At 45.1% G+C, this 12,107-nt stretch carries 18 protein-coding genes; 9 read left to right on the forward strand and 9 right to left on the reverse strand.

Annotation, left to right across the window (positions count from 1 at the left end; all coding sequences use genetic code 11):
* Positions 1 to 123: 123 nt before the first annotated feature.
* From DP923_RS04530 to DP923_RS04555, 6 genes are all read left to right on the forward strand, one after another.
* Positions 124 to 537, forward strand: a complete 414-nt coding sequence (locus tag DP923_RS04530) for a DUF4783 domain-containing protein (protein ID WP_112304817.1) — start codon at positions 124 to 126, stop codon at positions 535 to 537.
* 65 nt (positions 538 to 602) lie between these two features.
* Entirely contained in the window at positions 603 to 1,460 is an 858-nt protein-coding gene (gene nadC / locus DP923_RS04535) for a carboxylating nicotinate-nucleotide diphosphorylase (RefSeq protein ID WP_112304591.1), read from the forward strand.
* A gap of 104 nt (positions 1,461 to 1,564) precedes the next feature.
* Entirely contained in the window at positions 1,565 to 2,152 is a 588-nt protein-coding gene (locus DP923_RS04540) for a hypothetical protein (RefSeq protein ID WP_239020933.1), read from the forward strand.
* A gap of 98 nt (positions 2,153 to 2,250) precedes the next feature.
* Positions 2,251 to 2,565, forward strand: a complete 315-nt coding sequence (locus tag DP923_RS04545; RefSeq protein WP_112304593.1) for a hypothetical protein — start codon at positions 2,251 to 2,253, stop codon at positions 2,563 to 2,565.
* A 163-nt stretch (positions 2,566 to 2,728) separates the two neighbouring features.
* Positions 2,729 to 3,463 (forward strand): SAM-dependent methyltransferase, encoded by a 735-nt coding sequence (locus DP923_RS04550; RefSeq protein WP_112304594.1) that lies wholly within the window; start codon positions 2,729 to 2,731, stop codon positions 3,461 to 3,463.
* Positions 3,464 to 3,472: 9 nt separating this feature from the next.
* Positions 3,473 to 4,222, forward strand: a complete 750-nt coding sequence (locus DP923_RS04555; protein WP_112304595.1) for a ZIP family metal transporter — start codon at positions 3,473 to 3,475, stop codon at positions 4,220 to 4,222.
* Positions 4,223 to 4,514: 292 nt separating this feature from the next.
* Here DP923_RS04555 and DP923_RS04560 read toward each other — a convergent pair whose 3' ends face one another.
* From DP923_RS04560 to DP923_RS04585, 6 genes are all read right to left on the reverse strand, one after another.
* The gene (locus DP923_RS04560) at positions 4,515 to 4,883 is read right to left on the reverse strand and encodes a hypothetical protein (protein ID WP_112304596.1); all 369 of its coding nucleotides are present in this window, start codon (positions 4,881 to 4,883) and stop codon (positions 4,515 to 4,517) included.
* A 167-nt stretch (positions 4,884 to 5,050) separates the two neighbouring features.
* Entirely contained in the window at positions 5,051 to 5,467 is a 417-nt protein-coding gene (locus DP923_RS04565) for a septal ring lytic transglycosylase RlpA family protein (protein WP_112304597.1), read from the reverse strand.
* 37 nt (positions 5,468 to 5,504) lie between these two features.
* Positions 5,505 to 6,200, reverse strand: coding sequence for an alpha/beta fold hydrolase (locus tag DP923_RS04570; protein ID WP_112304598.1), 696 nt, complete (start codon positions 6,198 to 6,200; stop codon positions 5,505 to 5,507).
* A gap of 32 nt (positions 6,201 to 6,232) precedes the next feature.
* Complete coding sequence (locus DP923_RS04575) at positions 6,233 to 6,955, reverse strand: hypothetical protein (RefSeq protein WP_112304599.1); 723 nt, start codon at positions 6,953 to 6,955, stop codon at positions 6,233 to 6,235.
* A gap of 44 nt (positions 6,956 to 6,999) precedes the next feature.
* Positions 7,000 to 7,305, reverse strand: a complete 306-nt coding sequence (locus DP923_RS04580; protein WP_112304600.1) for a hypothetical protein — start codon at positions 7,303 to 7,305, stop codon at positions 7,000 to 7,002.
* 3 nt (positions 7,306 to 7,308) lie between these two features.
* The gene (locus DP923_RS04585) at positions 7,309 to 7,743 is read right to left on the reverse strand and encodes a GNAT family N-acetyltransferase (RefSeq protein ID WP_112304601.1); all 435 of its coding nucleotides are present in this window, start codon (positions 7,741 to 7,743) and stop codon (positions 7,309 to 7,311) included.
* Between the two features lie 361 nt (positions 7,744 to 8,104).
* On the opposite strand from DP923_RS04585, the gene DP923_RS04590 reads away from it, so the two are divergent.
* Together DP923_RS04590 and DP923_RS04595 are read left to right on the forward strand one after the other, a co-directional pair.
* Complete coding sequence (locus DP923_RS04590; RefSeq protein ID WP_239020934.1) at positions 8,105 to 8,281, forward strand: hypothetical protein; 177 nt, start codon at positions 8,105 to 8,107, stop codon at positions 8,279 to 8,281.
* 161 nt (positions 8,282 to 8,442) lie between these two features.
* Positions 8,443 to 8,700, forward strand: a complete 258-nt coding sequence (locus DP923_RS04595; protein WP_112304603.1) for a hypothetical protein — start codon at positions 8,443 to 8,445, stop codon at positions 8,698 to 8,700.
* 36 nt (positions 8,701 to 8,736) lie between these two features.
* On the opposite strand, the gene DP923_RS04600 is transcribed toward DP923_RS04595, so the two are convergent.
* Positions 8,737 to 9,123 carry an Hsp20/alpha crystallin family protein gene (locus tag DP923_RS04600; protein WP_112304604.1) on the reverse strand — a complete coding sequence of 129 codons (387 nt, stop codon included), beginning with the start codon at positions 9,121 to 9,123 and terminating at the stop codon, positions 8,737 to 8,739.
* Positions 9,124 to 9,407: 284 nt separating this feature from the next.
* On the opposite strand from DP923_RS04600, the gene DP923_RS04605 reads away from it, so the two are divergent.
* Positions 9,408 to 10,055, forward strand: coding sequence for an OmpA family protein (locus DP923_RS04605; RefSeq protein WP_239020935.1), 648 nt, complete (start codon positions 9,408 to 9,410; stop codon positions 10,053 to 10,055).
* A 239-nt stretch (positions 10,056 to 10,294) separates the two neighbouring features.
* On the opposite strand, the gene DP923_RS04610 is transcribed toward DP923_RS04605, so the two are convergent.
* Together DP923_RS04610 and DP923_RS04615 are read right to left on the reverse strand one after the other, a co-directional pair.
* Entirely contained in the window at positions 10,295 to 10,813 is a 519-nt protein-coding gene (locus tag DP923_RS04610; RefSeq protein WP_112304605.1) for a transposase, read from the reverse strand.
* A gap of 365 nt (positions 10,814 to 11,178) precedes the next feature.
* On the reverse strand, positions 11,179 to 11,973 hold the full coding sequence (locus DP923_RS04615) for an abortive infection family protein (protein WP_165838144.1): 795 nt from the start codon (positions 11,971 to 11,973) through the stop codon (positions 11,179 to 11,181).
* Positions 11,974 to 12,107: the final 134 nt, after the last annotated feature.

Here is a 12,107-nt window from a genome sequence, read left to right on the forward strand (position 1 = left end):
AACGAAGTATAACGGCCAGCTATACGTTATTAACCGGAAAGATATTAATTTTAAAGTATGAACGCTGTTGCCTGTGGCTGGCATAGTTTTAGCTAACGGTCAGGCATGATTACAAATACTTTTATGAAAAACTTTAAACACATTGTAGTTACACTTTCGTTGTTATTGGTTGCAGCGTTTTTTACAACCGAAAACGCCGTAGCGCAGGGCGATGTAATGGGCAGCGTGAAGTCTGCGATGAAAAGCGGATCGGCTAAAGACCTCTCCCGTAACTTCAGCAGCATGGTAGAAATTACCCTTGCCGGCGGCGACCCGACCAGCTACAGCAACACGCAGGCTGAGTTTGTGATGAAAAATTTTTTCAGTAAGAATGCCCCGGTTGATTTCTCTGTAAACCACGATGGTACCTCTGAAAAAGGCCAGATATATGCCATTGGCACGTATGCTTCCAAAGGCGGATCGTACACGGTACTTATCCGGATGAAGGCAGCAGGTGGCAAATACCTCATCCATTCGATGAATTTTATTAAAGATTAAGCAGATACTGATGATATTTATGGGAAGGCCCGGTATTTATACCGGGCTTTTTTTATTTTTGTAACGTGAAACCGACTTACCTTACCCAACAAGCTATAAGTGATTTTATAGCACAGGCACTCGCAGAGGATATCGGCGATGGTGACCATTCTTCGCTGGCCTCGATTCCGGCTGATGCACAGAACCAGGCCAGGTTGCTGGTAAAAGGCGACGGCATACTGGCTGGCATCGAAATGGCCGGTTATATTTTTAATGCCGTAGATCCGGAGCTGAAAGTAGAAGTTTTGCTAACGGATGGCACACCTGTAAAGTATGGGGATGTAGCACTTACCGTAAAAGGCAAAGCGCAATCCATACTTACAGCCGAGCGACTGGTGCTGAACTGCATGCAGCGCATGAGCGGTATTGCAACTTATACGCATTACCTCAGCAGCCTGATCGAAGGAACCGGTGCGAAACTACTGGACACCCGCAAAACAACGCCTAACTTCAGGATAATGGAGAAATGGGCCGTGTTGATTGGCGGCGGCGTAAACCACCGGTATGGCCTGTTCGACATGATCATCCTGAAAGATAACCACGTAGATTATGCAGGTGGCATCCGTCAGGCAATTGAGGCAACGCAAAACTACCTGAAAGAAAAAGGCAAAGACCTGAAGATAGAAGTGGAAACCCGTACTTTGGATGAAGTGCGCCAGGCCGTAGAAACAGGCGGTATCCACCGCATTATGCTCGATAACATGAGCCCCGACATGATGCGCGAAGCCGTTGCTATCATCGGTGGCAAGTATGAAACCGAAGCATCAGGCGGCATCACGGAAACGACTATACGTGCCGTAGCCGAGTGTGGCGTGGATTATATATCGGTTGGTGCACTTACACATTCCATCAAAAGTATAGACCTGAGCCTGAAAGCATTTTAATTTAGAGTACATTTGCAGTATCTCCGAAGGTTTGCAGCTTATTAACCGGCAGAAGGGACAGGAGAGCATTAAAAGCGTAAAAGATTATCGATAGTTTTTAGATTATGCATCAACCACACCAACGGGGCCAGCGGATGCCCCAGGGCGCTAACCCGCTTGCTATCCGTACAAAAAAGTACCAGCTCGATAAGAAAGTATACAGCAGCATGGCCCTTACCCAAGTTTGGAAAAAAGACTGGTGGCATGCTGTTATTCCGCTTGCTTTATTTCTGATACCGGCCATCTTCAGTTTTTCGTGGTGGTGGGTAGCATTTGCCGTTATCTTTACCATTCTGTTTGTACTGTTGCGCTCGGCACAGGTGATGGGCGTTACGCAGGTAGAGCAGGGCAACCCTTTGTTCGAGAAACTGATGTATGAAATTGACCAGCGCCAGATACTGATGAAACGCAACGAACGCGAAGGCATGGCCCTGACCTGGGATATGATCGAGCGCTCGCGTAAAGACAATGATGGCTTTATGCTGTGGCTGAAGCCTGCTGCCGGCACCGAAATGCCAACCGGCTGGAAAGGCTGGATAGCCCGTACGTTTACAGTACCGGTATTTTTGCTGTTGCCAATGCGCATTTTTAACAGCCCGAACGATATTAAACTGATGGAAAGCCTGCTGCGCCGCAAAAGCCTGTTAGCTTAAGCCCTTAGTTAAATCAAACGAAAATACATTTTTAAAGTATAGCTGTACTTTAATACCGTAAAATACAGCAACTCGCTAAAGTATAAATTAAGTATAACATGAATAAGAACGTATTATCAGTTTTAGCCGCCGCTACATGCGCGTTAAGTTTGGTTTCCTGCGATATACCAAAAGACCTGAGACCAGAAGAGAAAGTATCTGTGGATTTTGTAGAGCCGGGCACACGCTCGACCTACAACGTAAGTGATGCCGGCGATAACAAAGGCGAAGCAGCAGGTACAGACAGCCACTCAGAGCACAAAGAAGATGGTGCTATGCTGAACCACGACCCGGGCGCTAACACCATACAGAAAGGCGACAGCATTCCGGAAGCAGCAAAAGCAAACGCTGCCGAAGGTGTAGATAACCGCTAAGCTATAAACACATATAAACTGCCGCCGGATGTAACGCTATATCCGGCGGCAGTTTTTTTATTACTTTCAGCAAAAGAGCCGTACTTCCGTAATCCGGCGCCGTATACGGAGGGTTTACCGAATTACGCTATATTTGCAACTTATTTGCTATTAACCTCCCGATATGGCCCAACAGGCAGAGTGGTTTAGTTCCTGGTTCGATTCGCCATACTACCACATCCTCTATCAAAATCGTGATGAGCAGGAAGCGCAGCTTTTTATGAGCAACTTGCTTACCTACCTTCATCCCAAAACAACGCATAAAATACTGGATCTGGCTTGCGGTAAAGGTCGCCATGCTGTTTACATAAATCAGCAGGGGTATGATGTAACCGGTATTGATCTTTCGCAGCAAAGTATAACGCACGCCAGGCAATTCGAAAACGACCGCCTCCATTTCGAGCGGCACGACATGCGGGAAGTATACCAACCCGAAACTTTTGACTTTATCCTGAACCTGTTTACCAGCTTTGGCTATTTCGATAACGAAACCGAGAATGTAGTAGCCCTGGTTGCCACGGCTAAATCGCTGAAACACGGAGGCAAACTGGTGATCGATTTTATGAACACCGACCTGACCATTGAGCGGCTGGTAGCAAACGAAGAGAAAACGCTGGGCGGTATCCACTTTAAAATACACCGCGGCGTAGAGAACGGCTTTATTGTTAAAACAATCCGGTTTACAGACAAAGGCGAAGACCATTGCTACCAGGAACGCGTGCGGGCGTTGCGCAAAGAAGACTTTTTAGAATATTTTGCCATGTCCCAGCTACGGTTGGTCGAAATATTCGGAGATTATAACCTGAACCCATATCAAAGCGAGACCAGCGAACGCATGATATTTGTGTTAAAAAAATAACAGTTCCAGATGCTCTTTGCTATAGTCGTTCTCTTTCTGACAGTTGTTCTTTCCGGGTTTCTGGTAAAGGTTTTTCCGCCTGCCAACAGCAAATGGCTGAAACTGGCACTGGCGTTTAGTGGCGCATACCTGTTCACGATAACCATTATACATTTGCTGCCGGATGTGCTGCTCAGCAACAGCGACCCGCACGCGGTAGGTTATTGGGTACTGGCCGGCTTTTTTCTACAGTTGGTGCTGGAGTTGTTTTCGCATGGCGTAGAACACGGGCACATCCATACGCACCAGCACGAAAACGATAATACGGTTCCTTTCTTATTGCTGGGCTCCTTGTTTGTACACTCTTTTCTGGAGGGAAGTATATTAGTAGACCACGGCACCGCACATGGCCACCACGACGATGGCGATAATAATTTTTATACGGTATTACTTGGCGTAGCACTTCACCATGTGCCGGCTGCTTTTGCGTTAATGTCGGTGTTGCTGTCGCGTATCGGTGATTTCAGGAAAGCGTTTCTGTGGCTGTTAATCTTTGCTGTAGGCGCACCACTGGGGATTATAGTAAGCAATTATATGCTGGCAGAAGCACCAAACGGAGCGCTTTACACGGCGCTTACGGGTCTGGTTGCCGGTAACTTCCTGCATATATCCACTACTATCCTTTTCGAGACCAGCCCCGACCACCATTTTAACCGCAACAAACTCGTAGCCACCCTATTGGGCCTGGGCCTTGCGCTTATGAGCAACATCGCGCATTAAGTATACCATACTCTCAGAAGTGTAAACTTTAGCTGCAGCAAACGGCTTTATCTATACTTTGAAGTATACTTCGATAGCATCTTTGGTACGAATGCGCACTTTGTAATCAGGCTAAAGATGCTGTTGAGATGTAGGAGTATAATATCAAGCCCGACATGGCTGGTGTTCCCTCCGGCAATTCTACCTGATCCACGGGCGATTGCTCCTGAAAATACATAGCAAGGAGAGGCAGTATAGCTGTAAAAGTATAAATTTCAGGGAAAAGAGAGGGCCTTCAGAAAAGAAGGGTTACTTACATAATAGTAGAGAGGGCAGCTGCCACCAGTAGTTTAACGGCTTGTGTAACCGTTCCGCTTGTTCCGGAAGGTAAGCCGGAAGTACTGTCATCATCAGAAGAAAAAGCTTTTCTTAAGTAATTGATGGGGCTGTTATCAGACTGAGAATCTAGCATGGATTTCTCGCGGGGCTTGGTAACCGTTTTTGGTTTCGCCTTGGTCTGTTGTGTTGGTTGCTGTTGCTGATCTACAGTAGCAGCGCCTTCCGGGGCATTAGTCGGAGCGGCCGGTGCTACGGTGGTGTTGCTGTTATTATGATTATTATTCGGGTCGGCAAAGGCCATAGAAGGAGCTACAATGCCTAAAAGCATTACAGTTACCAACATAAGTAGATAGCGAACCGGTAGCAACAGATTTTTCACACCCAAAAATATTGTAATATACCGAATAAAGCAAGAAAGCTCTTATATCTTTTATAGACTATACTTGTTCTTGAGTGTAGGTAAGAGAATAGCAGGTAAACGTACTAAAGTTATAAGTTTTGTGAATAAAGTTATCTCTTTCGGCTCGGCTTCAGCACCTTAATCTTAACCGGAACTACCCCCTCCTCTATAGAACCAACGCGCCTGGCAGCAGCCTCCGATAAGTCTACGATCCGGCCTTTTGTATAGGGGCCGCGGTCTGTTACAAGTACTTTTACAGAGCGGTTAGTTTGTAAGTTGGTTACTTTTATCCTGGTCCCGAAAGGTAGTTTTTTATGCGCGGCTGTCAGTTTACCGCGTCGGTAAAGGTCTCCGTTGGCCATTTTGCGGCCCTGCAATTTACGACTGTAGTAAGATGCTTTGCCCTCTTCGGTATAGCCCCGTTTCCCGAACTCCGCCGAACTGGAAGCACATGAAACCATACTGACAAGTATAAAAACAAAGCTGAGTAGTTTTAAAAGCGGTAAGCGTAAAGAGGGGAATCGCATAAAAAGAGCTGAAGGCAAGATAAAAGTATAAAATTAGCTAAACGGTTTGGGGGCCGAGGAATTGTGTTACTTCGTAAGCCAGCCGTTGCTTTGGGATAGTTTCGAGGGGGTGTTTGGTGGCTGGCAGAACCTGCAGGTTAGCCTGTGGTAAATGCGTAAAGGCCCACCTCGTTTCTTCCACGCTTACCATCGTATCCTGGTCTCCTACGCTAACCTGCACCGGTATTGTTATGCTAGCCAGGTTTTCAGGGGTTAATGGTGGTTGCTGGCCAAGCTGCATCATCATACGGGCGGTGCGGTGCATAATGTCTTTCCAGTTTTGGGGTGCGTGGCGTTGCGCAAGCGTAGCAGCAAATTTTGGTACCTTCTCTTCTATTTTCTCCGGATTAAGGAGTTTGGTCTCTTTTTCGGCAGTTGCCGGGCTCCAGGCAAATTTGGTGGCTAAGGTATATATGCGCTTTACACGAGTCGGGTGCTGCAGGGCAAAGTATAAAGCAGCATATCCGCCCATGCTGTACCCGAAAATCGAAACCTGGTCTATCTTTTTTTCATCGAGCAGGCGCTTGATGTCTGCTGCAAACACATCCATCGTAAAGCTTGCCGATAACTCCAGGCCGCCATGGCCTGAAAAGTTAAGCGTGTGTACCTGGTAATTGGCCTGCAATGCTTGTTTTAGAGGCTCCAGCATAGGGGCTGCGCCTAAAGCACCGTGCAGCAGCAGAAGGTGTTGCATCTGGATTTAAGTTACTGAAATTGCTTTGATACTTACTGCTGGATCTGGTAATTGTATACTTCCATGGCCTGCGTCAGCTTGTCTTTCTGAAACAGGTTGATGACCATCTGAACTCCCAGAATACCGGCTCCGGCATACATAAGCGGCGATATGTTAGTACCACTGCCCTGGCTGCTGAACGAGGTAATAGCGCCGGCAGCCAGCAAGCCTGCTCCTACTATCGATACGCCGGTGTTTATGTACTTGTCTTTTCTATACTTGCCCAGCAGGTCCATGCTGGCGGCATTATCGGCAAGGGCTTCCTGCAGGTTTTCGTAATTGAGCACATAAAGCGGGCCGTCATCTTTCGAGAAGAAATAGATACGACGGCGGCTTGTGCGTGGCCCTCCATACCCATAAGGCCCGTAGCCATACCCCGAATAATCATAGGTAGCCCTGGACGTATAGAACCGGTCAATGCGGGGACCATCCAGCAGGCGCTTGGCAAAGGATTCGTAACTGTTGCCGGCTTCAACGCGGGCAAAATAACCTTCATCATCCTGGAAAGCAACCACGGCACCGGGGTTATACTTCAGCGAATCGTTTAGCAGAAAGTGGTTCGATCTGAAAACCGGCGATTTGTATTGCAGCTTATCCGCATAAATAACCTGGCCGTTGTGCAACTGGATATAGTACCTGCCGGTTTGCTGGCTCTGGGCGAAGGAAGTATAGCTTAGCAGCAGGCAGCAAAGTATAAAATACAGGGTCTTTTTCATAAACTTTGAAAGTATAGGTTTTAGTAGCGTACAGGGCTTCTTCATTAAAACAGGAAAAACAACATTACCACCATCCCAGCCAGCGCCAGATAAACCCAGGGCATTAACTGGCTACGGTATTTGCTGGGCACGCGGCTGCTTACCAGCATTACAACGAGTAATAACGAAATCAGGTATAGGATAATGAACACAATGGCTTTAACCCAGTTGGGCACAATGGTATTTTCGGCCTGAAACTGGTTGGAGATGCCCATATCCTGCAACAGGTAGCTAAGGCCGGTATACATCACTACCTCAAAAACAATGAAGTAAAATAAGCCCAGCAGCCAGTTGTACTTTGGTTGGCCCATGGCTTACACGCTCTTTAAAAAGTGGTAGCCTTTTATAATGAAGCCTTCCCGGAAGTAGAAACGGTGGGCGGCACTGTTGGTGGCGTAAGCATCCAGCATCAGCGTCTGGCAGTTGTGGCGCTTTGCTTCCTGGTGCAGCCAGTCCGATAAAATTTTACCAATGCCTTTGGCCCTGTAGGTTTCATCCACTACAAAATTATCGATTTCGAGGTACTTGCCGCTGTAGAGTTTCGTGCTTACCCAGTAACCCGACAAGCCAACACAGGTTTCGCCGGCAAAAGCACCTACCATCCGGTAATTATGAGGCAGCATTTGTTCGAGCAGCTCCTGGTAGCGGGCAAAAGTCATATCCGGGTTAAGTTGCTGTATAAGGTGGTGCTGCGCCAGCATTTGCGGGAGCGCTGTTATCTCTTGTATCGTTATGGCTGATGTGGTCATGTGTGGATGGTGCGGTTGTACCTGCAGGGTTTTTGGGTACAGGGCTTAGTTAGTAGCTCAGTGTAAGCAATCCCAATCTGATAGCTGGTTTGAAGCGCTTAAAACAACGTGCCCGCCGCCTGATCTGGTTTACAGTTTATACTTGTGTGTTCACTAATTTCTGTACAATTTCTAAACAAAACGCCTGTTTGTAAATTATTCTGGCTTAAAGGTATAAATATGTGAAGAACTTACTTGTACACATTTTAGATTTTGAAACAATACCGGGCCATACCTCCGTTAGAAGTGAAAGGAAGACGAAGGATGGGATATGAAATTAATAAAGAATACAAAATTAACGAACTATAACGTACTTAATAAAATGGATAAACGAAAGATCTTTAGTATTGGCTACGAAGATCTGACGACTCTTATCTTCTACCACGATAAAAAAAATAAATTTATTCTGGTTATTGCCAAAGAAGACGACCCCCCGTTAATTATAGAGAAAAAGATATCAAGAGCAGAAGCATTCAGATTAATGAACACCCGGAGATAAAGCACCGGGTGTTTTTGTTTTATAGCAAGTATAAAATCTACAACAGGGCTGCCGGTAGCAGCAAACCAAAGTATAAACCAGGCAGTTAATTTTTTTTCTGGTGATGGCACTTTTGTGGTAGTTGTTTTGCTGTGTCTTTAAGCGTATAAAACAAGCATACCATGTCGGAGCAAAACATAATGGCAGATGTAAACCAGGTGCAGCACATGTTCCTGCGGGTAGAGAATAGTGAAGTAACCTGCCTTATGAATATTGCAGGCCACCCTTACCGCCTGCGCGAGCTGATCTTTATGATGGTAGAGAATGGCTGCCGCGTACGGAAGTCCACAGCCGATGAGTTTAATATCTTCCTGTTTGATAAAGAAACCGTAGAGGTACACGATTACCTGACCTCTATTATAAAAGCCAGATTTGCTTAAAACAAAGAAGGCACTGCTGCTGCAGTGCCTTCTTTATTAGAGTTTCTGTATCTCAATTTCGCGGGATTCGGAGTCTGTTTCCTGGTACGGCAGTTTTATCTGCAACCTGTTTTCCGAGTAAATCGCTTCTATCCTGTTTCTGTCTACTTGCGGCGGTAAGCTAAATACCTTGCTGAACAGCGGAGCAGCCATATTTTCGTTTTCCTCACTAAAAAGAAGCGAGCTTACAATCAGTTTATTCTCATGTAAAACTACTTTAAAAGCATCAGCAGATACGCCTGCCGCCTGTACTTCCACTACTGTTCCTTTTTTATATTTAGTTACGTCAATCTGCGTTTCGCTAACCCCACCACCTACTGTATTTAACAAGTCGATCTGATGGGCGATATTGCGAAGCAGCTCTTTATCTTTTATCAGTTTCATCTGTTTTTCCTTTGGTTTTATACTGGATGCTATGCAAAGCAAGTGCCAGTGTTTGCAAAGTAGCCATTACATGTACCTACAGTATTACTGCGCCAAGATGACTTGTTACGGCAACTTACCACCTCCAAATAAAGCCAAGCTGTCAGGTAGTTAAAGTATAAAAAAAGAGAAAAAGTTGTTTGTTGAAGTATAGGCTAGCTATGGTAACAGGCTTGCCTGGCGCCTTGTTTTACAACTGATGCAAAATCTTTCCGTAATAATAGCAGAACTAAAAACTCCTACCTATGAAAAAAATGAAAACAACCGTAGCTATATTACTTGTACTGGGCTCTTTTTCAGCCTGTAACCAAACAGCAGAAAGAGATGTGGATTCCAAAGAAGAAGTAGATGCCATTGCCTCTGCTGATACGGCCGTAATGTATGGCAACGACGGGAATATGAGAGATGCCGAAGACGTAGAAATAAAAGAGATGGGCGATGCCTTCTGGAATGATATAGACTTTAACATGCCTGTTGTAAAAGATGCCGGCATTACCGATGCTGATATTGAAACCCGCCGGGGCGACAACGCGACTATTTATTCGTTAGGCGAAAACTTATTGTTTGATACAGATAAGGCTACGCTAAGAGCAGGCGCAGATACTAAGCTGAAGCAGATTGCCGAGTCTATTAAGCAATACGATCCGCAAAGCCAGATCCGTGTTTATGGTTATACCGATGCACGTGCCAGCAAAACATATAATAAAGAACTGGCCGAAGACCGCGCTGAAGCAGTAGAAGATTGGTTGGAGAAAAACGGTAATATAGACGATAACCGTATATCGGTACATGCCGTTGGCGAAGCCCGCCCGGTTGCTTCTAACGAAACAGCTTCCGGCCGCCAGCAAAACCGCCGTGTAGAGATTGTAGCTGCTAAATCAGTTAAAGAATAAGCTTATCTAAAGTATAAAGCAGAAAGGCCATTGCAGCATTTGCAGTGGCCTTTCGCTTTTACCCGGCTATGCCTCGGATGCTAAAAAAGTATAAACTGAAGCAGCGTAGCAATGGCTGAAAGAACCTGTTGCTTTATAAGAACTAAGGATGAAGCAGATTTATACTTTACAGTTTCAAGCTCAGATACCGGTCTGGGCTTTTTTTTTATACTTTCAAGTGAAGTTATACTTGGCAGGGTCTAATCCAGGTAATGCGTCAGGAACCTAAAGGTATCTTGGTTTTGGTGATAGAAGCTGGCCGACGAAAAGCTATAGTTTTCCGGAAGGTCTGTTAGCTTCCATTTTTCCTGCAACGGATTGTTGTGGATGTATTGTAGCTTTTGCTCAGTAACAGCAACGGAGTAAAGGTACACTGAAAGCGGGTTTCGTTCCCAAAGCTGGTGCTGCCTGTCTTTTGCATTTACTCTGAACTTTTTCAACACAGCCGGATGGTTCTGCGCAAGATCATACCTGATGTGCTGGGAAGTATACTTCAGAAAATCGCGCTGCACGTTTGCCCTGATATGCGGCTCCTCCATTTTCCAGAGCAGGTGCAGGTGGTTGGGCATAATCACAAAGCCATATACTTTTACGCGCTTCTGCTCCACCAGGTAGGTCAGGCTATCTACGATAATCTGTTTATACTTGTCTGGCTTCAGCAGGTGTTTCCATTCCAGTATGGTAGCTGTAAAAAATGCCATGTGCCGGTGCTCCTCCATACAGTAGCGTACTTATACTTTGAGGCTTAGGTTCTGGAGTCGCTATCTCACTGTTTTACGCTGTTTATCGTTACCTGATTTGCTGATGCCGCTTTCTGCTTTTCCTGCTGTTGTCAATGTTCTCTTTGCTGACCTTAGGTGTCCTGCTGTTAGTTGCTGTGCCGTAGGTATACTTTCCGCAGCCATATGACTCCCGACGTTTTACGCTGATGTATTGCCACTCGTTTGCCATTGCTGCTACCGTTGTTTGCTGACTTTGTGCCTCTCGCGATAGTTTCTGCCGTTGTTGGTGTTTTCACCAACAACCACGTTAGACCTTCGATTACTCTAGTTAGTATGCTGATTAGTATAACTCGTGTTGGGAGTTAAGTGCGCTGCTTCGTAGCTACGGCTTTGTTGTCGGTGAAAACACCAACAACGGCGGGTACTTCTAGGTGAGTTTGGATAAGGAAGGAAGATGTTGAACCAGCTATGTTAATTGCGAATTCTGCATGCCTTTTATTCACTTTATATCCTCCTTTGGGTTTACCATGAGCGTCACTAATTTTATTCCGTAATGATGCAAATCCGTGTATAGTGTTTTGAATACCGCTAAGAATCTGTTTTATAATACTCTCAATATGACGTTCGGGCGCAAGATTGAGACTACGTGTAGTAGTTTTGAAAAGCTTTGGAAGATCAATACTATCATCATAAGAAATATTTCTTTCAACAAGTATTTGCTTGCAAACTGACTCAAGTAGTGATCTTGCAGCAGTTATTGCACCATCTGGATCCGCCTCTCTTCTATCAAGGGCTTTATTCCACATATAAATAACCGTATCACAGTCGAACTTTCCAATTGAGTCGCTTATAATACTGTCATGCATGAATAATTTATCCCCCTCTAGATATGCAAGTATAGGTTCAAACTCTTCCCGGATAAATTCTCTTCTATCAGCATAAGTGCTAAATCGTCTTTTAATATAAGGCCAGAAATCATTTAGTAATCTACAAGTAATTACAAAATCCGGAAGTAGAGCTTTAGTGAAAGTATTACTTACAAATACTTCCCTAAGGAATTTATATTTTTCTCCATCCTCTTTAGTATCTTCTCCAGTTGCAATCCTAGTTAAAATCATACGCAACTCCATCGCTTGATTAAATTGGTCATTTTGCATAAGCATTTCCTGACTTTTGTAGTAAGAATTTTAATTAAGTTGATCAAAGTATAAGCAATACTATTCCACCCGCTGATTGGGAGTCAGCAGTAACGGGAATCAGATTCATACTAGGTAGGAAAATAAAAAGGAGG

This window comes from Pontibacter arcticus, from assembly GCF_003284895.1.
GTDB lineage: Bacteria > Bacteroidota > Bacteroidia > Cytophagales > Hymenobacteraceae > Pontibacter > Pontibacter arcticus.

Coding starts and splice junctions, on each gene's coding strand:
- DP923_RS04615 (WP_165838144.1), bottom strand. CDS start 11,973: ATGCAAAATGACCAATTTAATCAAGCGATGGAGTTGCGTATGATTTTA.
- DP923_RS04550 (WP_112304594.1), top strand. CDS start 2,729: ATGGCCCAACAGGCAGAGTGGTTTAGTTCCTGGTTCGATTCGCCATAC.
- DP923_RS04555 (WP_112304595.1), top strand. CDS start 3,473: ATGCTCTTTGCTATAGTCGTTCTCTTTCTGACAGTTGTTCTTTCCGGG.
- DP923_RS04595 (WP_112304603.1), top strand. CDS start 8,443: ATGTCGGAGCAAAACATAATGGCAGATGTAAACCAGGTGCAGCACATG.
- DP923_RS04575 (WP_112304599.1), bottom strand. CDS start 6,955: ATGAAAAAGACCCTGTATTTTATACTTTGCTGCCTGCTGCTAAGCTAT.
- DP923_RS04580 (WP_112304600.1), bottom strand. CDS start 7,305: ATGGGCCAACCAAAGTACAACTGGCTGCTGGGCTTATTTTACTTCATT.
- DP923_RS04545 (WP_112304593.1), top strand. CDS start 2,251: ATGAATAAGAACGTATTATCAGTTTTAGCCGCCGCTACATGCGCGTTA.
- DP923_RS04585 (WP_112304601.1), bottom strand. CDS start 7,743: ATGACCACATCAGCCATAACGATACAAGAGATAACAGCGCTCCCGCAA.
- DP923_RS04560 (WP_112304596.1), bottom strand. CDS start 4,883: ATGTTGGTAACTGTAATGCTTTTAGGCATTGTAGCTCCTTCTATGGCC.
- DP923_RS04570 (WP_112304598.1), bottom strand. CDS start 6,200: ATGCAACACCTTCTGCTGCTGCACGGTGCTTTAGGCGCAGCCCCTATG.
- DP923_RS04610 (WP_112304605.1), bottom strand. CDS start 10,813: ATGGAGGAGCACCGGCACATGGCATTTTTTACAGCTACCATACTGGAA.
- DP923_RS04540 (WP_239020933.1), top strand. CDS start 1,565: ATGCATCAACCACACCAACGGGGCCAGCGGATGCCCCAGGGCGCTAAC.
- DP923_RS04530 (WP_112304817.1), top strand. CDS start 124: ATGAAAAACTTTAAACACATTGTAGTTACACTTTCGTTGTTATTGGTT.
- DP923_RS04605 (WP_239020935.1), top strand. CDS start 9,408: ATGAAAAAAATGAAAACAACCGTAGCTATATTACTTGTACTGGGCTCT.
- DP923_RS04600 (WP_112304604.1), bottom strand. CDS start 9,123: ATGAAACTGATAAAAGATAAAGAGCTGCTTCGCAATATCGCCCATCAG.
- DP923_RS04590 (WP_239020934.1), top strand. CDS start 8,105: ATGGATAAACGAAAGATCTTTAGTATTGGCTACGAAGATCTGACGACT.
- DP923_RS04565 (WP_112304597.1), bottom strand. CDS start 5,467: ATGCGATTCCCCTCTTTACGCTTACCGCTTTTAAAACTACTCAGCTTT.